Here is a 20,039-nt window from a genome sequence, read left to right on the forward strand (position 1 = left end):
GAACGCCATGAAGATTGGCGCTTTGAAGGAGAGTTTTGAGGGTGAGGCGCGTGTATCGATCACGCCTTCATCCACCGGACATCTTCAGAAGCTTGGACACGAAATCTACATCGAATCCGGTGCCGGGCGGCGCTCGGGTTTTTCCGACGAAGACTATATCAAGGCGGGCGCGACGATCGCGGCAGACGCGGCAGAGCTGATCAAGGCCGTCGATGTCGTCGCCAAGGTGCGCCAACCCGAAGAAAACGAAATCACGCAGATGCGTGAGGGGCAATCGCTGATCTCGTTCTTCTATCCGGCCCAGAACGGCGAATTGCTGGAAAAGGCCAAGGAACAGGGCATTACCGCCATTGCGATGGACATGGTGCCACGCATTTCGCGGGCACAGAAAATGGACGCACTGTCCTCGATGGCGAATATCGCCGGGTATCGTTCGGTGATCGAGGCGGCGAATAATTTCGGTCGCTTCTTTACCGGCCAGGTCACCGCGGCGGGCAAGGTGCCGCCGGCCAAGGTGCTGGTCGTGGGTGCGGGTGTCGCAGGTCTGGCAGCCATCGGCACGGCCACCAGTCTGGGCGCACAGGTCTATGCCTTTGACGTGCGCCCCGAGGTTGCCGAGCAGATCGAATCCATGGGTGCCGAATTTGTCTTCCTCGATTTCGAGGAACAGGCAACTGACGGTGCGGCCACGGGCGGCTATGCCGCGCCTTCCAGCCCGGAGTTCCGTGAAGCGCAGCTGAAGAAATTCCGCGAGCTGGCGCCCGATATGGATGTGGTCATTACCACTGCCCTGATCCCGGGCCGCGATGCGCCGGTCCTGTGGACCAAGGACATGGTCGAGGCAATGAAGCCCGGCAGTGTCATTGTCGATCTGGCCGCTGAAAAGGGCGGCAATTGCGAACTGACCGTGGCCGATCAGCGCATCGTGTCCGACAATGGCGTGGTCATCGTCGGCTATACCGATTTCGCCAGCCGTATGGGCACCCAGGCGTCTGAGCTTTATGGCAACAATATCAGACACTTCATGACTGATCTTACACCAAAGAAAGATGGTGTGATCGTTCATGATATGGAAGATGATGTGATCCGGGGCGCGACCGTGACCCATGGGCATGACATCACTTTCCCGCCGCCCAAGCCGAAGGTCGCTGCGATTGCAGCGCAAAAACCCAAGGAAAAGCCCAAGGAACTGACGCCGGAAGAACGTCGCGCCCAGGAAGTCGCGGCATTCAAGGCCGAAACCAAGTCTCAGGTCATGATGCTTGGCGGCGGCGCATTGGTCTTGCTGTTGGTTGGCCTTGTCGCCCCTGCCAGCTTCATGTCGCATTTCATCGTCTTCGTTCTGGCATGTTTCGTCGGCTTCCGGGTGATCTGGAACGTGGCGCATTCGCTGCACACGCCGCTGATGGCCATTACCAACGCGATCAGCTCGATCATCATTCTGGGTGCCTTGATGCAGATCGGGTCCGGTTCCGCCTGGGTCGTTATCCTTGGCGCGCTGGCCGTGCTGATGGCGGGTGTCAACATCTTTGGCGGTTTCCTGGTGACGCGCCGGATGCTGGCCATGTTCCAGAAGTCGTAAGGAGAGGGGCAAATGGAATACGGATTTACCACGGCCGCTTATGTGGTCGCATCGGTCCTGTTCATCCTGTCTCTGGGTGGGCTTTCGGGACAGGAAAGTGCGAAACGCGCCATCTGGTATGGCATCGTCGGCATGGCGCTGGCCGTTCTGGCAACGCTGTTCGGTCCGGGTGCGGGCAATTGGTGGCTGTCGGCCATCATGATCGCGATCGGCGGCTCGGTCGGCTGGGTCGTTGCCAAGCGCGTCCAGATGACCGAAATGCCGCAGCTTGTGGCGGCCATGCACAGCCTTGTCGGTCTTGCAGCGGTGTTTGTCGGCTTCAACGCCCAGATCGAACTGGCCCGTGTGCTGCGCATCAAGGCCGAGGGCGCCGCGCATGAGTTTCAGGGATTTGCTGCCGTTCTGGCGCACAAGACCCCGGCCGAAATCGCCATGCTGAAGATCGAGGTTTTCCTCGGAATCTTTATCGGCGCGATTACCTTTACCGGCTCTGTCGTTGCCTTTGGCAAGCTGGCAGGCAAGGTCGACGGCAAACCCAAGAAGCTGCCCGGTGGCCATATGCTGAATGCCGGCGCATTGCTGCTGTCGATCCTGTTCGGCGTGCTTTACTGCGCAGGGGTCGGTTCGGGCGTGTTCTGGCTGTTGCTGATCATGCTGCTGGCCTTCTTCATCGGTTACCACCTGATCATGGGCATCGGGGGCGCCGATATGCCGGTCGTCGTGTCGATGCTGAACAGCTATTCCGGTTGGGCGGCTGCGGCCATCGGCTTCACGCTTGGCAATGACCTGCTGATCGTGACGGGCGCGTTGGTCGGCTCGTCCGGTGCGATCCTGTCCTATATCATGTGCAAGGCGATGAATCGCCATTTCGTTAGCGTCATTCTGGGCGGCTTTGGCGGTGAAACCGGCCCGGCTGCCGAGATCGAGGGCGAGCAGGTCGCCATCGATGCAGACGGTGTTGCCGCGGCGCTGAACGATGCCGATAGCGTCGTGATCGTGCCTGGCTATGGCATGGCGGTCGCACAGGCGCAAAGCGCGGTCAGCGAATTGACCCGCAAGCTGCGCGCCGCCGGAAAAGAGGTTCGCTTTGCGATCCATCCGGTCGCTGGTCGTCTGCCCGGTCACATGAACGTGCTGCTGGCCGAAGCCAAGGTGCCTTACGACATCGTTCTTGAAATGGACGAAATCAACGATGATTTCCCCGATACCGATGTTGTCATCGTCATTGGCTCGAACGATATCGTGAATCCGGCCGCACAAGAGGATCCGAACAGCCCGATCGCCGGGATGCCGGTTCTGGAAGTGTGGAAGTCGAAGCAGGTCTTCGTCAGCAAGCGCGGGCAGGGCACCGGGTATTCCGGGATCGAGAACCCGCTGTTCTTCAAAGAGAACACGCGCATGTTCTATGGCGATGCCAAGGATTCGGTGAACAAGCTTCTGCCGATGCTGGACTGATCGCCTGAACTGGCGAGTATCTGGGCAGTGTATCTGGGCCGTCCGCTTGCGGGCGGCCCTTTGCTTGTGGGGGTGGAGCCTTGCTTGACATATGTGCCACTTCACGCCAATCGAGATGGAAAGAATGTGAAAGGGCCATCATGGATCTGCGTCAGCTAAGCCCGTCTCTTGCGGTTTCCCCCCAAATCCAGCCATCCGATGTCGCTTCGCTGGCCGAAGCGGGGTTTCGCGTGCTGGTGAACAACCGTCCCGACCAAGAGGTCGATGCGGCAATCGATCACGAAGCCATGGCCCGCGCGGCCGAAGAGGCAGGAATGACCTATCATTACCTGCCATTCGTTCCCGGCCAGATCACGCCACAATTGATCAATGATTTTGCCGAAGCGACCGCCGGCCTGGGCCCCGTGATGGCCTATTGCCGGTCGGGCAATCGCAGTGCGGTTCTTTGGGCACTCAGCCAGGCCGGCAAGCGCCCGGAAGGCGAAATCATGCAAATCGCGGCCGAGGCCGGATACGACCTGACCCCGGTGCAGCCATTGATCGCATCTCTGGTCAGCCGCAAGGTCTAGTCGACCGTTGCTTTTGATCTAGGCCGGGACCCCGAGCGCGCGTTTGACATTCGCGGTCCAGCCCAGCAGGCGCAGGTCCGCGGCGATGATCGCCGGGCGTTTCATGACACTGGGTTTTGCGCCCATCATCTGAACGGGATCTGCCTGCTTTTCTTCGTCTGACATGCCACGCCAGGTCAGGCTGGCACGGTTGATGATCTTTTCACCGAATTCGCCGGCCATTCGCTGACGTTCCTCGGTCGACAGCGGTTCTTTCTGGACGTCGTGGAATTCGACCGTCCAGCCATGTTCTTCCAGTGCTGTCTGGGCTTTTTGACAGGTCGAGCAATGCCCGAGTCCGAACATCTTCAGGGTCTTGGTCATGATAAGCCTTTGCTTGCAATCAGATGAAGGGGACAAAGGGCACGCCACAGGCCGACAGGCCAAGCAGGGCCGTCAGGGCGATAAAAAGGCGCATGGTCAACTCCGGTTGAGGTATGTGGCGTTTATCGCGGCCGGGATCTGCGCAGGCAAATCACAATTCCTTTCCGGATTCGGTGTGATGCAGGCTTTTGCGCACGCGCCGCATGCCCCACCAGACCGCCAGAACCGCCAGGGGCGTCAGCGCGGCCACCAGATAGGGCTTGTCGATATGCAGGGCCTTGGCCAGAGGATAAAGCCCGTATGACAACAGCCCGACGGCGTAATAGCTGATGGCGACGACCGACAGTCCTTCGACCGTGTGCTGCAATCGCAATTGCAGGTCGGCGCGGCGGTCCATGCGCTCCATCAAGGCCTGGTTTTGCGCCGAGCGCTCGACATCGACCTTCGTGCGCAACAGCTCGCCCGCCCGCGCCGCCCGTTCCAGCATGGTTTCCAGGCGCGTTTCATTGGATTTGATCGTGCGTATCGCCGGTTGATAGCGTCGGCGCATGAATTCGGTCAGCATCTGCCGCCCGTAAAATCGCGTTTCGCGCAGGGCTTCGATGCGGTCCATCACGATTGCCTCATATGCACGGGTGGCCCCGAACCGAAAGGCGCTGCGGACCGATTGGGCCTCCAACTCGGCGGAGACGGACAACAATTCTTGCAGGACGGCATCGGTGTTGCGCATCTCGTCCATCATGCTGGCCACGATCGCGGACAGCCGCGTGTCTACTTCGTTCAGCTTGTGGCCCAATGACCGGGCTTGCCCAAGGCCAAGCATCGACATCGCCCGGTAGGTTTCCAGTTCGACCAGACGGTGAACCAGACGCCCGGTGCGACCTTCACCGACCTCGGGGCGCACAAAGATGACAAAGCGCATCCACCCATCGGCGTCGATGCGGAAATCGCCGGCAATCATCGCCGTTTCATCCAGAACCCAGACCGCCGTCAGGCTATCCTTGGCGAACCAGTGCCCGATCTGTTCAAGCGCAAGTTTGGGATCATCGGGCATGGTCTCGATCTGAACCATCACGGCGGCGACCCGTTTTCCGGGGGCGCTCAATTGCCATTCGGTCGGAAAGATCGCCGCCGCGCTTGGATCGAATGGACGGATTGGAAGCCCGGGCGAGGTGGCCATATAGGTCACGAATTCGGTGTGGCTTTCCCATTTCAGGTCGTAACGGCCCAGACGTCCCTGATAGTGGCTTTCTTCGGGGTCGGGGCGCGGCCCCCCGTGGCGCGTGGTCAGCTCGCTCAGATGCGCCATATCCGCAGAGCGATCGCGGTTGGGGGCGTCTATCGGTTCCTTGAACGCCACGAACACGCAGCTGGCGGGTGCCTTGAGCCGGGGCGAGGGCCGGTTGTGCAACTCGTTCACCAATGAATATCGGAACGGATGTTCGGTCTCGGGGCCCACGCTCGTCTCCTGCCTGTCCTGATCGGCCCGAACATTCACATTCCACGCACAGATGGCAAGTCGTCGAATTGTCTCAGGACCGTGAAACGGACTGCGTCTCTGGATAGATGCATTGCATTTCCCGACATTGCAGGCATTCTACCATGGGTTGAATGCAGGTATTGTAACTGGGTTGGAGGAAGGGATGCGACAGCGCGTCATTGCACGGATCATTTCATTTGGGGTGGCCCTGGGCGCGGGGCAGGGCATGGCGCAATCCTGGCCTGACGGCCTGCAGGACGCGGTGGATTTTGGTGGCACCATATTTCATCTGGAAACACAGGTGCCCGGCCTTGTCGTCGGCGCGGTTCTGGATGGAGAAATCGCGGTTCAGGGCTTTGGTGAAACCCGGCGCGGCAATGGAATTGTGCCCAATGGTGACACGATTTTGCGGATCGGCTCGATCACCAAGGTGTTCACCGGGCAGATTCTGGCCGAGGCGGTGGCGCGGCACGAAGTTGCGTTTACCGATCCGGTCGCGCCCCTTTTGCCGCCGATCCTGTCCGAACCCGCATCACAGCGTCAGCCGATCCATCTGGTCGATCTGGTGACGCATTCCGGCGGTCTTCCACGTGAGGTGCCCCGCCAGCCCGGACCCGCGGATGATCCATATGCGACCATCACCCCAGAGGCATTTGCCGACTGGTTGCGGGAACATCCGCTGCAATACCAACCGGGAACGGCGGTTTCCTATTCGAATTTCGGATTTGACCTGTTGTCCGCCGCGTTGGCGACCGCAGGCGATGCGCCTTATCCCCAGTTGCTGAACGCGCGTATCACTGGCCCATTGGACATGGCTGATACCAGCTTCGCCGTGGCCGAAGAAAACAAGGATCGGCTGATGTCGGGGCATGCGCCGGATGGATCCCCCATGCAGGCAGTTCCGTCGGGCGACGTGATCACCGGATCCGGCGGGTTGCACAGCACGGCGCGTGACTTGTTGCGCTGGATGGTCTGGCATCTGTCGGATGATCAAGAGGGGGCAGAGGCACGCTTTCTTGATCATGCGGTGTATCTGCGTCGTGATGGCAAGAACCCGGTCGTCGCCATGGATGAATCGGGCCGCATGGATGGTATGGGGCTTGGATGGGTTGCGATGGAGGCCACGGGCGAACATCCGTTTATTCTGCAAAAGGCCGGCGCATTGGAAGGGCAGATGTCCTATATCGCCTTTGCGCCGGAACATGGTGCGGCTGTTTTCGTGTCGATCAATCAGTTCGATTTCGGTGCGGCCTATGAGATGGCCGATTTCGCCAATGACCTGCTGGCCCAGCTCAGCGGTTTTTAGGCGGCTCGCGGCCGGGATTGCGGGCGGCGGGGCGTGTTCACCGTTGCCCCCACAGCGTGCTTCGGCTATCGGGGGCGCAAAGTAAGCCGGGGGCCCAATGACACAGAACGGGATCAGCTATCGCGATGCGGGCGTCGATATCGACGCGGGAAATGCATTGGTCGAACGTATCAAACCAGCCGCCGCGGCGACCAAGCGCACGGGCGTCATGGACGCTTTGGGCGGGTTTGGCGCCTTGTTTGACCCCAAAGCCGCCGGATATGACGACCCGGTTCTGGTTGCTGCGACTGATGGGGTGGGCACCAAGCTGCGCATCGCGATCGATACCGGGCATCTGGATGGCATCGGTCAGGATCTTGTTGCGATGTGTGTCAATGATCTGGTGTGTCAGGGTGCCGAGCCGCTGTTCTTTCTGGACTATTTCGCCACAGGCAAGCTGTCTGTCGATGAGGGCGCGCGCGTCGTCGAAGGCATCGCGCGTGGCTGTCAGCTGGCCGGTTGCGCATTGATCGGCGGGGAAACCGCCGAAATGCCTGGCATGTATAGTGATGGCGATTTCGATCTTGCCGGGTTCTCGGTCGGTGCAATGCAGCGCGGGACCGCCTTGCCGGCCGGCGTGGCCGAGGGGGATGTCCTGCTGGGGCTGGCCTCGGATGGTGTGCATTCCAACGGATATTCGCTGGTGCGCAAGGTCACCGAGCATGCCGGGCTGGGTTGGGGTGATGCCGCGCCCTTTGCCGACATGTCGCTTGGCGAGGCGCTGTTGGTGCCGACGCGGCTTTACGTCAAACCGGCTTTGGCGGCGATCCGTTCGGGCGGCGTACATGCGCTGGCGCATATCACCGGGGGCGGTATCACGGAAAACCTGCCGCGTGTTCTGCCAGACGGTCTGGGCGCCGAGATCGACCTTGGAAGCTGGACGATGCCGCCGGTGTTTGGCTGGTTGGCCGAGGCGGGAGGCATCGATCAGGCAGAGATGCTCAAGACCTTCAACAGCGGCATGGGCCTGATCCTGGCGGTGGACGCGGAAAAGGCCGATGCGATCGCGGCGATTCTTGGTGAATCCGGCGAGACGGTCAGCCGTATTGGCCATGTCACGGCGGGCGAAGGTGTGCGCTATCGCGGAAAGCTTGCGTGAAAAAAGTTGCGATTCTGATCTCGGGCGGCGGGTCGAACATGCTTCGGCTGGTCGAGGACATGACCGGCGATCACCCGGCACGCCCCGTATTGGTTGCATCCAATGATCCTGAAGCTGGCGGTTTGAAAAAAGCCGCAGATCTGGGGGTGGCGACGGCTGCGGTGGATCACCGCGCCTTTCGCGGTGATCGTGCGGGGTTCGAGGCCGCATTGTTGAAGCCGCTATTGGCCGCCGATCCCGACATCATCTGTCTGGCCGGGTTCATGCGAATACTGACCCCGGCATTCGTCAGCCGGTTTTCGGGACGGATGCTGAATATCCACCCGTCGCTTCTGCCCAAATATCCGGGTCTGAATACGCATGCGCGCGCAATCCAGGCCGGTGACGCCGAGGCCGGCGCAACTGTCCACGAGGTCATTCCTGAACTGGATGCAGGCCCGATCCTGGGGCAGGCGAGGGTGCCGATCCTTCCCGGTGACACACCCGAATCACTGGCTGCGCGGGTCTTGGTCGAAGAACACCGGCTTTATCCGGCGGTGCTGCGGCATTTCGCCTCGGATGATTGCCGAGACGGATAGCTGGCTCGCGTCATGGTCGGGGCGCCGAGTGCGCCCCATTGCCCAAGCGCCTTGTGGCCCTAGATCCACAACCCGGCAAGCGTGCCTGCGGGCGAATCATCCGCCCAGATTTCAGGGCCAATGGCGATAAAGTCGCAGGCGGGAGACAGTTTTTCCACCAGTTCGCGCGTAATGGCGCCTTCGGCAACAACCGGAACTTCGATCATTTCCGACCACCACTGAAACAGCTCAAGCGGGGCGGGGCCGCCGCGGCCCAGCACGCTGTCTCCGACAGGGCCAAAACTGACATAATCAGCACCTGCCTCGCCCGCAGTCATGCCGTCATGGCGCGAATTGCCACAGAATGCGCCAACAATGGCATCCGGACCCAATTCGTCCCGCGCATAGCGCACACCGCGCGCACCATCGGTCAGATGGACACCATCAAGACCGTGGCGCTGCGCCAGCTTGATGTGATCGTCAATCACCACGGCAATGTCGCGGGCATGGGCGATTTCGCGCACCATGTCGGCCAGGCGTCCAAGTTCGTCTTCCTCGGCGCCGCCGCGTATGCGCAGGCAGGCGGGGGGGAAGCGATCCATCACCTCGGTCAAGAGAGGTCCAAGCGCCGAGGCCTGAGCGCCGGCGGGGGTCATCAGATATAGTTGCGGGGCGTCCGTCATTCGCGGTCTCCATCTTTATGTCGCAGATAGCGCAGCTTGCCGCCCGCTGCCAGACCGACTAATTGGCACCACATGCAAGATTTACGCAAGCCTGTCATCATCCTCGTGCGCCCGCAGATGGGCGAGAACATTGGCGCCGCAGCCCGGGCCATGCTGAATTTCGGCCTGACCGAAATGCGATTGGTCGCACCACGCGACGGTTGGCCGAACCCCAAGGCGGTCGCCATGGCCTCGGGTGCGGCTGGCCGGGTGCTGGATCAGGCGAAGGTCTATCCCGATCTGGCCAGCGCCATGGAAGGCGTCGGCTTTGCATTCGCCACCACGGCGCGAGGGCGCGATCTGACCAAGCCCGTTTTCACCCCGGCCTCGGCCATGGAAAAGGCGCGGTCCCATGAAGGGCGCTGCGCGTTGATATTCGGGCCAGAACGTGCCGGCCTTGAAAACGAAGATGTCGCCCGCGCCAACGCGATCGTGACCGTGCCGGTCAATCCGGATTTCCCATCGCTCAACCTGGCGCAGGCGGTGCTGTTGATGGGGTATGAATGGGGGCGCGAACATCTGCCGCCAGAACCCGCACCGCTGCAACGCCGCCCCGACGGCGAACTGCCCGCCGATCGCGTCGAAATCGAACGGCTTGGCGACCATTACGAGGATAAACTGGCCGAGGCGGGCTTTTTCTTTCCCGAAACCAAGGCCGCGAATATGCGGTTGAACCTGCGTAACATGTGGTCGCGCCTGTCGTTGACGCGAGGGGATGTGCGAATCCTGCATGGGGTGTTGCGACAATTGACCCGCCGCTAAGCCCGACCTAACCTCCGCCCAAGCCCAAAGGAGCCTCCAGATGGCCAAGCGACCTGTATTCGAGGAAATCTCGGACCAGTCAGCCACGCGTCCCGTTGCACAAACCGGCCTGATCGATGCCGCCCCAAAGGGTGCGCGCAAGGCGATTCGGCTTTGGTTGATGCTGCTGTTCGTCATGGTCGCGGCGATGATCGCCCTGGGCGGTGCGACGCGGCTGACCGGATCGGGTTTGTCGATCACCGAATGGGCGCCGGTCACGGGCGCGCTGCCGCCGATGTCACAGGCGGAATGGACCAGCGAATTCGAAGCATATCAGCAGATTCCGCAATTCAGTCAGGTCAATTCCGATATGGATCTGGCCGGGTTCAAGCAGATTTACTGGTGGGAATGGTCGCACAGGTTGCTGGGGCGTCTTGTCGGCATGGTCTGGGCCGTCGGCTTTTTGGGTTTCCTGGTCGCGCGCAAGATTCCGACGGGCTGGACACCCCGCCTGCTGGGGCTTGGTGCGCTTGGCGGTCTGCAGGGGGCGATCGGCTGGTGGATGGTCAGTTCCGGATTGGGCGAAGGCATGACACGCGTCGCGTCTTATCGGTTGGCCACGCATCTGGGGATTGCCTTCCTGATTCTTGGCCTGATCTTCTGGTATGCGCTGATGCTTGGGCGGTCCGAGGCCGACCTCTTGCGCGCAAGGCGCGCGGGGGAAGCCAAGCTGTTCTCGATGTCCACGGGTCTGCTTCACCTTGCTTTTCTACAGGTTTTGATTGGTGCGCTGGTCGCGGGAATCGATGCCGGGCGTCAATATACCGGCTGGCCGACGATGGGCGGCGAATGGGTGCCCGCGGCGATCTGGGACGGCGGCCTTGGCTGGCGGAACTTCTTTGAGAATCCGGCTTTGGTTCAGTTCATCCACCGGATGACCGGCTATCTGCTTGCGGTGTTCGGCCTTGTCGTCTGGATGCGGTCGCGCCGGTCGCCCCATCCTGTGACGCGGGGCGCATTCAGCGCGATGGTCGTGATGCTTGCGGCGCAGATCGCGTTGGGGATCATGAACGTCATTCATGCATCGCCACTGCCATTGGCATTGATCCACCAGTTCGGAGCGATCATGCTGATCGGGATGATTATCCGCGCACGCTTCAACGCCCGGTATCCGCGTGAAACTTCGGTCAGGGGAACGATCAGATGAGCGCCTTCGACGACCTACTTGCCTTCCAGCGTCAGACCGAGGCGCTGTCCTCGGTGGCCGAACGGTTGGGCTGGGATCAGGAAACCGTCATGCCTCGTGGTGCGACGGAACAGCGCGCCGACGAGATGGCGGCCATGGAAGAGGTGCTGCATGAAAGGCGCACCGATCCCCGTATCGGCGAATGGCTGGCGGCCGCACGCCCCCAGAACCAGGTCGAACAGCGAATCGTTGACCTTGTCGGACGTGATTTCAGCCGCAGCAGCCGCGTTCCTGCACGGTTGGCCAGTGAACTGGCCAAGACGACATCGCTGGCACAAGGGATATGGGCCGAGGCCCGCGCGAATGAAACGCCCGAAGATTTTCTGCCGACGCTGGATCAGGTTCTGATGCTGAAACGCGAAGAGGCGGCGGCGCTGGCGGATGGTGGGGATCTGTATGACGCCCTGCTGGACGATTACGAACCCGATACCACGGCCGCCGAAATCGCGGTTCTGTTTGATGCCATGCGTCCCCGGCTGGTGGCCTTGCGCGATGAGATACTGGGGGCTGACCACCAGCCACAGGCGTTGACCGGGCATTTTCCCCAGGAAACACAGCTGCGCCTGGCACGGACCTGCGCAACGGCCTTTGGCTATGATTGGTCGCGGGGGCGGATCGATCTGGCCGTGCATCCATTCAGCAGCGGGCGATGGCAGGACAGCCGGATCACGACGCGCGTCGTGGAACCCGAGCCTTTCAACTGCATTTACTCGACCATTCATGAAGTCGGGCATTCCAGCTATGAACTGGGCATCGATCCTGACTATGCCTTCACGCCACTGGGACGTGGTGTGTCGATGGGCGTTCACGAAAGCCAGAGCCGGATCTATGAAAACCAGATGGGGCGCGGGCGGGCATTTGCCGGGTGGTTGTTCAACCGTATGTCTGACGCCTTTGACGGGCTGAATATCACCGATCCCGACGCGTTCTATTCGACCGTGAATCGTGTTACCCCGGGCTATATCAGGACCGAGGCCGACGAGGTGCAATATAATCTGCATATCATGTTGCGCTTCGATCTGGAGCGCGATCTTATCTCGGGCCGCTTGGATGCAGAAGATCTGGTCGAGGCATGGAATGCACGTTTCCTGAAAGATTTCGACGTGGCGGTTGACAGACCCGCCAATGGCGTGCTGCAGGATGTGCATTGGTCTGTCGGATTGTTCGGCTATTTCCCGACCTATGCGTTGGGCAATGTCTATGCCGGCTGCCTGAATGATGCCATGCGCAACGCAGTTCCCGATTTGAATGAGTCCCTGGCCCAAGGGGACGCTTCACCCGGGGTTGAGTGGCTGCGCGAGAACGTTCAACGTCATGGTGGTCTGTTGCCACCCAGACAGTTGATTGAATCCGCCACCGAGTCCCTGATTTCGCCGGAACCTTTGCTGGATTACCTCGAGGATAAGTTCAGCCGGATCTACGATCTCTGATCCGATGGGGCATACTTCCTGAAGTTGTATTTTGGGGGCTGAGGTTGCGTCGCCTGCGGTGATCTGCGACGGCTCGGTCACAATGAGTTCAATTTTCGGGAGGAACGAATCATGGGAATCGGCGTATGGATCAGCTTGATCCTTTACTTCCTGTTGATGATCGCCATCGGGGTATATGCATGGCGAAAATCCACCTCTGACTCGGAAGGCTATATTCTGGGTGGCCGCAACCTGCCTCCGGCGGTTGCCGCATTGTCCGCGGGTGCATCGGATATGAGCGGCTGGCTGCTTCTGGGGTTGCCGGGTGCGCTTTACGCAACGGGCCTGGTCGAGGCGTGGATCGGGATCGGGTTGTTTGTCGGCGCATTGCTGAACTGGATCATCGTTGCGCCGCGTCTGCGCGAACAGACCGAACGCTATGACAATGCCCTGACAATTCCGGGCTTTCTGGCCAACCGCTTTCCAAGCCAGGCCTTTCTGCTGCGCGTGGTTTCGGCCATTGTGATCGTGGTGTTCTTTGCGGTCTATACCGCCTCGGGGCTTGTCGGCGGAGGCAAGTTGTTTTCAAGCGCCTTTGACGGCAATTATCTGACCGGGGTCTGGCTGACGCTGGGGGTGGTTCTGGCCTATACGGTTGTCGGTGGTTTTCTGGCGGTCAGCCTGACTGATTTCGTTCAGGGCTGCATCATGATGCTGGCACTGATCATCATGCCGTTGGTGGTGTTGTTCGGTGAAGGCGGCGGGGGGCTGGCACAGGCCACTGCCACGCTGCAGCAGGTTAACCCGGACTTCCTGTCCCTGACGACCGGGCTTACGCTGGTTGGCTTCTTGTCTGCCGTGACCTGGGGGCTGGGCTATTTCGGGCAACCGCATATCATCGTGCGTTTCATGGCGGTGCGCAGCGTGTCCGATGTTCCGACCGCGCGCAATATCGGCATGGGCTGGATGGCCGTTTCCCTGATTGGCGCCATCGGAGTCGGCGTGTTCGGGCGCGCCTATGCCGAACGCAATGGTCTGGTTATCGACGATGCCGAAACCATCTTCATCGTTCTGGCGGATCTGCTGTTTCATCCTCTGGTGACCGGCTTCTTGTTTGCAGCACTGCTTGCCGCGATCATGAGCACGGTTTCCAGCCAGTTGCTGGTTTCTTCTTCCTCTTTGACCGAGGACTTTTACCGGCTGTTCCTGAACCGCGAAGCCAGTGAACAGACCCTGGTTCTGGTTGGGCGCGTTGCGGTGGTTGCGGTTGGCGTTGTTGCGGCCTTTATCGCCCGCGATCCCGATTCGAACGTGTTGTCGCTGGTGGCGCATGCTTGGGCGGGGTTCGGCGCGGCATTCGGGCCGTTGATCATCCTGTCGCTGACCTGGTCGCGGATGACCGGACGCGGCGCGGTTGCCGGGCTGATTGTCGGGGCCGGAACGGTGATGCTCTGGACGGCGCTTGGCCTGAATGGCAGCTTTCTTGGTGGGCCAGGGGTCTATGAAATCATCCCGGGCTTTATCGCCGCACTGATCGCGATCGTGGTGGTCAGCCTTGCCAGCGAAGCCAAGGGCGAGTTCCGGCCGCTCGGCCGCGATTCTCAGCTATAGAACCCACGCACGGGGTCGGTTTTTCGACCCCGTGCAGCGGATTATTCTGCGGCCTTGGCCATCGGGTTGTTTGGGTGGGTCGTCCAGTTCGCATAGGCGCCGCGCTTCTGGCCCGTTCGCCTGTCCGTTTCTCCGATGTCCAACTCTCGCATGGTGATGCAGTTTTCGATCGGGCAGACATCGACGCACAGGTTGCAGGCCACGCATTCCTCTTCGATCACCTCGAAAACGCGACCGGGCTGCATGGCGATTGCCTGATGGGACGTGTCTTCACAGGCAGCATAGCAGCGCCCGCATTTGATGCATTCATCCTGATCGATGACCGCCTTTGTCACATAGTTCAGGTTCAGTTGGTTCCAATCGGTCACATTGGGGACCGCGCGTCCGATCAGGTCGGACAGGGCCATCTCGTGGCGGTCCAGATAGTCGCGCAACCCCGAGATCATTTCCTGCACGACCTTGAACCCATAGGTCATTGCCGCCGTGCAGACCTGAACATTCCCGGCGCCCAGGGCCATGAATTCCGCCGCGTCGCGCCATGTGGTGATGCCGCCGATGCCACTGATCGGCAGGCCGTGGGTTTCAGGGCTGCGGGCAATCTCTGCTACCATGTTCAATGCAATGGGTTTGACGGCGGGGCCGCAATAGCCACCATGTGCGCCGCGCCCATCAATCGTGGGTTCCGGGGCGAACTGGTCCAGATCGACCGAAGTGATCGAATTGATGGTGTTGATCAGGCTGACTGCATCGGCCCCCCCGCGTTTGGCCGCTTGGGCCGGCTTGCGAACATCGGTGATGTTGGGGGTCAGCTTCACGATACAGGGCATGCGTGAATATTGCTTGACCCATCGGGTCACCATTTCAATATATTCAGGCACCTGTCCCACGGCGCTGCCCATGCCACGCTCGCTCATGCCGTGGGGGCAACCAAAGTTTAGCTCGACCCCGTCGGCGCCGGTGTCCTCGATCTTTGCCAGAATGTTTCGCCAGGAATCTTCGTCACATGGCACCATCAGGCTGATGATCAAGGCGCGATCAGGGTAGTCGCGCTTGACCTGTTTGATCTCGCGAAGATTGACCTCCAGCGGGCGGTCCGTGATCAGTTCGATATTGTTCAACCCCAGCACCCGTCGATCCGGTCCGTGCACCACCCCATAGCGCGGGCCGTTGACATTGACGACGGGCGGCCCTTCGGCGCCGAGGGTTTTCCAGACCACGCCGCCCCAACCAGCCTGAAAGGCGCGACGGACATTGTATTCCTTGTCTGTTGGCGGTGCCGAGGCCAGCCAGAAGGGGTTCGGTGACTTGATTTCGATGAAATTGGAACGCAGATCTGCCATTGCCTGATCCTTTGCGGGGCGCATCTGTCATGCGCGGATTTTACTTAGCCGGGGCTGACCATCGCACGGCCGGTCAACCATGCATCGATATCTTCGGCGGCATCGCGGCCTTCGGCGACGGCTGTGACGGTCAGGTCATCGCCGCCTTCGGCGCAATCGCCACCAGCCCAGACCCCATCCACAGATGTGCGACCATGGCCAGTGATTGCGATCTTGCCACCCGCTAGTGTGAGGGTCTGGGCCTCAATCTCCAACCGTTGGCCGATGGCGCGGAACATCTGATCTGCCTTCAACCTGAAGCTTTCGGACCCCGGCACCAGACCGTCAGGACCATCCTCGCAATAGCGGAACTCCACCTCGGCTACCGCACCATTTCCGTGGATATCGTAAGGTACTGCGTTGCAAATTATTTTTACACCGCGAGATGTTGCATGGTCTTGCTCATGCTGGCTTGCGCCCATTCTCTCTGGTCCGCGCCGATAAACGAGGGTAACATTTTCCGCGCCCAGCAATTTGGCCTGAACCGCGGCATCGATCGCGGTCATGCCCCCGCCGATCACCACCACGTCACGGCCAACAGGGACTTCGCCAAGATCCGTCGACTGTCGCAGGTCGCGGATGAATGAGGTGGCATCAACAACATGTTTCCGATTTTCGCCGGGGCAGTCCAAGGCGTTGACACTGCCCAGACCAATGCCAAGGAAAACGGCGTCGAATTGTGCGTTCAGATCCACCAGATCAATGTCGCGGCCCAAGGCGGCGCCGTGACGGATGTCTATGCCGCCAATGCCCATTAGCCATTCGATCTCGGCTTGCGCGAATTCGTCAACGGTTTTGTAGCTTGCGATCCCGTATTCATTCAGTCCGCCGGGTTTTTCACGAGCCTCGAAGATCACCACATCATGGCCCTTTGCCGCCAGGCGATGGGCCGCGGCGAGTCCTGCCGGTCCCGCGCCGACAACGGCGATGCGTTTTCCGGTGGTGTCTGCCCGCTGAAAGGGATGCCCGGGTTGTGCCATCAGACCATCGGTTGCGTAGCGTTGTAGCGCACCGATTTCGACGGGGTTCCCTTCGGATTCCATTCGGACGCATGCGCCTTCACACAGGTTTTCGGTGGGGCAGACCCTCGCGCACATGCCGCCAAGGATATTGGCGTGAAAAATCGTCATGGCCGCAGCATCGGGCGTGTCGGTCGCGATCTGGCGAATAAACAAGGGGATGTCGATCGATGTGGGGCATGCCGTAACACAGGGTGCATCATGGCAAAAGTAACAACGATCCGCCGCGACAATCGCTTCGTGCCGGTCAATGACGGGGGCGATATCGGCAAAGTTCCGGTCCAGCTGATCCGGAGGAAGTCGGCCGGGAGCGACGCCCGGTGACAGTCTGGCTTGGGACATTTCTTGTGTCTCCTGGCTCACCTGTTGGTAAGAATCAGGCTGACACAGCTTCGATTTTTTATCAAATGGTTTAAAATTTACCGGAATATCCGTGCGTGCACTTGATCCACAGCGAAAGAATGTTTTGGACGCAGGCGGGTGCTGCCCAAAACCAAAAAGCCACTAACCTTAATTCAAGTTATGGATAGTTAATTTATCTACTTGAAATTTATATAAATTATGGAGTTATGAACTCTATTCCGGGAAGTGCTGCGATCTCGGCCGCATCCTCGTGGTAATTTCTGGTCACGCTGTCGACGACATCCTGGGTCCAGCCGGGAAGGTTGATATTTTCATCCAGAGCATCGGGGCGTGCCGCTTTTTTCAGCAGGTTCGCGCAGATTTCGCGACGTTGGGCTATGGACACCTGATCGCGACTGCTCAACGTGGTGCGCAGTTCGGCAATACCTGCGTCAGTCAGAATTTCTTGCATGTAGAGCAGCGTGCCTGAAAGTGCCGTTTCAGGCCCGATATCACCGACCAGCCGGACCAGTTCGGGCCATAGCATCGGCACATCCTCATGGCACCATATGACGACGCGGCGTCCTTGCGCTGCCCCGACCAAGCGCCGGATGGTATCGGGCCAGCGCAATTGCCGAGGGTCGCACCCTTGCATCAGTGATGTATAGCCGCCTTGTATCTGAGGCAGGATCTTGGTCAGCAGCACGGCGGGATTGCGAATTGCCACAAAGAATTCAGCATGGGCGTCCGGGAACAGATTCGCCAGCGCAGCGGCCCGATTGCCGATATTGGGATAGAGCCCGTCCGGGCCGACCATACGTGCCGGCCCGCCCAACAGGCTGGGCGATGACATGACGATCCGTTCAGGCGCTGCGCTTTCCAGCATGGCATCCAGCATGATCTGCTGCATTTCGTCGGTGGCCGCACCGCCGTTCAGGGCCATGATCGCTTCTTCGAAGATGCTGCGATGGCGCGAGGGAATGACCACTTCGGTTTGATCGCGAAACAGCAGTTCCCGGTTGTTCAGCAGCGTTTTCAGCAACCTGTCGCCGTCGGTGCCATGCACCCCGAGGTGAAAAACCATCTGCATCGTCACAGCCGTCCAATCGTGAATTCAATCAAAAGATGTAGCGCGCAGATTAGCCACCATTCGTGGACAGTCAAATCGCTTTGCAGTATCGCCACAACATGAGCAGTCAGGATATGTCCCGCCCGAAAAGGCGCCAGCATGACCACGCCCTGCGCCAGAGCGGTGGCGGGACATGGTCGGTTGCGGCCGTATTGATCGCAGCTTTGGTGCTGATGCCGATTGGCGCCGTTATCTGGCTGGCCATGAACCCGGTCGAGAATATCTGGCCGCATTTGCTATCTACGGTGATGCCGCGATACTTCCTGAACACGGTCATTCTTGCCGCGGGAACGGGGGTGTTGGCCGCTGCGATGGGGGCGGGATCTGCCTGGCTGGTGTCGATGTATGAATTTCCGGGCCGTCGGGGGCTGGAATGGTTGCTGCTGCTACCGCTGGCCGTGCCGGCCTATATCGGAGCCTATGCGCTGGCGGATTTTCTGGATTACTCCGGGCCGGTTCAGACGGCTTTGCGGGGCTGGTTCGGTTGGCAGAATGCGCGCGATTACTGGTTTCCCCGAGTCCGTTCGATCGAGATGGCGATTCTGGTGCTGGCTGCCGCGCTGTATCCCTATGTCTATTTGTTGACGCGGGCGGCACTGCATGAACAATCCGGCAGCGCATATGAGGTTGCCCGGGCCTTGGGGACAGGGCCGTTGTCGCTTTTTCGGCGCGTCGGGTTGCCCTTGGCCCGCCCTGCGATCGTGGCCGGATCGGCCATCGCGATGATGGAGGCGGTCGCGGATTATGGCGTCGTCAGCTATTTCGGAGTGCAAACGCTGAACACCGGGATCTTCACGACCTGGCTTGAGCGTCGCAATGCCGGCGGTGCGGCGCAGATTGCCTGTGTCATTTTGCTGGTGGTGGTGGTGCTGGCGTTGTGGGAACGCTTTGGGCGACGCAATGCGCGCTATCACCAAAGCGCAAGACAGCCTCGGCCGATCATGCGCCAAAGGCTGGCGACCGTGTCGGGGCTGGGCGCTGCAATTGCGTGCTTCATTCCCTTTGCTTTGGGGTTTTTGCTGCCGGTCGGCGTGATCTTTCACTATGCGCTTGCCTATCCGCAGGGTTGGATCACCCCCGGACTCGCCCTTGCGGTTTGGCATACTGTCAGTCTGGGCGCGGGTGCGGCGGCGGCGACCGTCGGACTTGCCCTGATCATGGTTTACGGGGTGCGCTTGTCGGGGCGCGCCCTGCCGCGATTGCTGTTGCCCGTCACGACTGTCGGCTACGCCGCACCCGGCGCGGTGCTGGCCGTGGGAATACTGATCCCGTTGGCGGCGTTGGATCATCGCGTCGCCGATTCCTGGCTGGCCTTGACGGGGACTGATCCGGGGCTGTTGCTGACCGGCAGCGGGGCCGCGATCATTTTCGCCTATATGGTCCGTTTCTTCGCCATTGCACAGGGCGCGATCGATGGGGCGTTCACGCGTGTATCGCCATCACTGCCGATGGCCGCGCGTTCATTGGGACGGGATTCGCGGGGGGTGCTGCGCGACATCTTTCTGCCATTGATGCAGGGTTCTGTCGGTTCGGCACTGCTACTGGTATTCGTCGATTGCTGCAAAGAGCTGCCCGCGACTTTGCTGTTGCGCCCTTTCAATTACGAGACGCTGGCTACGCGTGTTCATGAAAAAGCCAGCCTTGAAGATCTTGGAAATGCGGCTCCAGCCGCTTTGCTGGTGATGCTGGTCGGATTGTTGGCGGTTGGTCTGCTTGCGCGCGCCAACCTTGGCTTGCACAAACCGACGACAAGGGGTATCGGTCTGAATCAGACGGGATAACCCGTGGATGCCGGTTTAGCTCAGTTGGTAGAGCAGCTGATTTGTAAAGCGAACTTACTGCCCTGCTGACCCTCGCTGACGCAGTTCCTAGTGGACTTGTCGCGTATTTGTGCTGCCCCAAGTGCTCGTTTAGGCCACTTTCCGTTCGAAAGCGACCGGGCTTTTCCAGCCCAGTGCTGAGTGGCGTCGTCGCGGATTGTAAAACCCGTT

Annotated in this window: 17 protein-coding genes; 11 read left to right on the forward strand and 6 right to left on the reverse strand. The window is 60.3% G+C overall.

Annotated features, from left to right (window positions below; genetic code table 11):
* Window positions 1–7: 7 nt before the first annotated feature.
* The 3 genes from PAF17_RS17055 to PAF17_RS17065 all read left to right on the forward strand — a co-directional run bounded on the left by PAF17_RS17055 (window position 8) and on the right by PAF17_RS17065 (window position 3,606).
* Window positions 8–1,582, forward strand: a complete 1,575-nt coding sequence (locus tag PAF17_RS17055) for a Re/Si-specific NAD(P)(+) transhydrogenase subunit alpha (protein ID WP_271890303.1) — start codon at window positions 8–10, stop codon at window positions 1,580–1,582.
* Window positions 1,583–1,594: 12 nt separating this feature from the next.
* Window positions 1,595–3,037: an NAD(P)(+) transhydrogenase (Re/Si-specific) subunit beta gene (locus PAF17_RS17060; RefSeq protein ID WP_271890304.1), complete on the forward strand. Its 1,443-nt coding sequence runs from the start codon at window positions 1,595–1,597 to the stop codon at window positions 3,035–3,037.
* A 140-nt stretch (window positions 3,038–3,177) separates the two neighbouring features.
* Window positions 3,178–3,606: a TIGR01244 family sulfur transferase gene (locus PAF17_RS17065; protein ID WP_271890305.1), complete on the forward strand. Its 429-nt coding sequence runs from the start codon at window positions 3,178–3,180 to the stop codon at window positions 3,604–3,606.
* A gap of 18 nt (window positions 3,607–3,624) precedes the next feature.
* Here the strand turns inward: PAF17_RS17065 and PAF17_RS17070 are convergent, their stop codons facing one another.
* Window positions 3,625–3,969: an arsenate reductase family protein gene (locus tag PAF17_RS17070; protein ID WP_271890306.1), complete on the reverse strand. Its 345-nt coding sequence runs from the start codon at window positions 3,967–3,969 to the stop codon at window positions 3,625–3,627.
* Between the two features lie 151 nt (window positions 3,970–4,120).
* Entirely contained in the window at window positions 4,121–5,428 is a 1,308-nt protein-coding gene (locus PAF17_RS17075) for a DUF3422 family protein (protein ID WP_271890307.1), read from the reverse strand.
* A 184-nt stretch (window positions 5,429–5,612) separates the two neighbouring features.
* Here PAF17_RS17075 and ampH point away from each other — a divergent pair, with 184 nt between their 5' ends.
* The 3 genes from ampH to purN all read left to right on the forward strand — a co-directional run bounded on the left by ampH (window position 5,613) and on the right by purN (window position 8,471).
* Window positions 5,613–6,755 carry a D-alanyl-D-alanine-carboxypeptidase/endopeptidase AmpH gene (gene ampH / locus PAF17_RS17080; RefSeq protein ID WP_271890308.1) on the forward strand — a complete coding sequence of 381 codons (1,143 nt, stop codon included), beginning with the start codon at window positions 5,613–5,615 and terminating at the stop codon, window positions 6,753–6,755.
* A gap of 97 nt (window positions 6,756–6,852) precedes the next feature.
* Entirely contained in the window at window positions 6,853–7,893 is a 1,041-nt protein-coding gene (purM, locus tag PAF17_RS17085; RefSeq protein ID WP_271890309.1) for a phosphoribosylformylglycinamidine cyclo-ligase, read from the forward strand.
* A complete protein-coding gene (gene purN / locus PAF17_RS17090; RefSeq protein ID WP_271890310.1) occupies window positions 7,890–8,471 on the forward strand; it encodes a phosphoribosylglycinamide formyltransferase in 582 nt (193 codons plus the stop codon). Before purM ends, purN begins: the two co-directional genes overlap by 4 nt.
* Before the next feature lie 59 nt (window positions 8,472–8,530).
* On the opposite strand, the gene PAF17_RS17095 is transcribed toward purN, so the two are convergent.
* A complete protein-coding gene (locus PAF17_RS17095) occupies window positions 8,531–9,133 on the reverse strand; it encodes a thiamine phosphate synthase (RefSeq protein WP_271890311.1) in 603 nt (200 codons plus the stop codon).
* Between the two features lie 72 nt (window positions 9,134–9,205).
* Here PAF17_RS17095 and PAF17_RS17100 point away from each other — a divergent pair, with 72 nt between their 5' ends.
* The 4 genes from PAF17_RS17100 (at window position 9,206) to putP (ending at window position 14,179) form a co-directional block, all read left to right on the forward strand.
* Window positions 9,206–9,934, forward strand: a complete 729-nt coding sequence (locus PAF17_RS17100; protein WP_271890312.1) for an RNA methyltransferase — start codon at window positions 9,206–9,208, stop codon at window positions 9,932–9,934.
* A gap of 40 nt (window positions 9,935–9,974) precedes the next feature.
* Complete coding sequence (gene ctaA, locus PAF17_RS17105) at window positions 9,975–11,120, forward strand: heme A synthase (RefSeq protein ID WP_271890313.1); 1,146 nt, start codon at window positions 9,975–9,977, stop codon at window positions 11,118–11,120.
* Window positions 11,117–12,589 (forward strand): carboxypeptidase M32, encoded by a 1,473-nt coding sequence (locus PAF17_RS17110; protein ID WP_271890314.1) that lies wholly within the window; start codon window positions 11,117–11,119, stop codon window positions 12,587–12,589. The genes ctaA and PAF17_RS17110 overlap by 4 nt, the downstream gene beginning before the upstream one ends.
* A gap of 111 nt (window positions 12,590–12,700) precedes the next feature.
* The gene (gene putP / locus PAF17_RS17115; RefSeq protein ID WP_271890315.1) at window positions 12,701–14,179 is read left to right on the forward strand and encodes a sodium/proline symporter PutP; all 1,479 of its coding nucleotides are present in this window, start codon (window positions 12,701–12,703) and stop codon (window positions 14,177–14,179) included.
* Between the two features lie 41 nt (window positions 14,180–14,220).
* On the opposite strand, the gene preA is transcribed toward putP, so the two are convergent.
* The 3 genes from preA to PAF17_RS17130 form a co-directional block, all read right to left on the reverse strand.
* The gene (preA, locus tag PAF17_RS17120) at window positions 14,221–15,519 is read right to left on the reverse strand and encodes an NAD-dependent dihydropyrimidine dehydrogenase subunit PreA (RefSeq protein ID WP_271890316.1); all 1,299 of its coding nucleotides are present in this window, start codon (window positions 15,517–15,519) and stop codon (window positions 14,221–14,223) included.
* 44 nt (window positions 15,520–15,563) lie between these two features.
* Window positions 15,564–16,919 carry an NAD(P)-dependent oxidoreductase gene (locus PAF17_RS17125; RefSeq protein ID WP_271890317.1) on the reverse strand — a complete coding sequence of 452 codons (1,356 nt, stop codon included), beginning with the start codon at window positions 16,917–16,919 and terminating at the stop codon, window positions 15,564–15,566.
* Window positions 16,920–17,136: 217 nt separating this feature from the next.
* Window positions 17,137–18,009, reverse strand: coding sequence for a hypothetical protein (locus PAF17_RS17130; RefSeq protein WP_271890318.1), 873 nt, complete (start codon window positions 18,007–18,009; stop codon window positions 17,137–17,139).
* Window positions 18,010–18,122: 113 nt separating this feature from the next.
* Between PAF17_RS17130 and PAF17_RS17135 the strand changes: the two genes are divergently transcribed.
* On the forward strand, window positions 18,123–19,829 hold the full coding sequence (locus PAF17_RS17135) for an ABC transporter permease (protein WP_271890319.1): 1,707 nt from the start codon (window positions 18,123–18,125) through the stop codon (window positions 19,827–19,829).
* Window positions 19,830–20,039: the final 210 nt, after the last annotated feature.

It is taken from the genome of Paracoccus onchidii (assembly GCF_028294535.1).
Classification (GTDB): domain Bacteria; phylum Pseudomonadota; class Alphaproteobacteria; order Rhodobacterales; family Rhodobacteraceae; genus Paracoccus; species Paracoccus onchidii.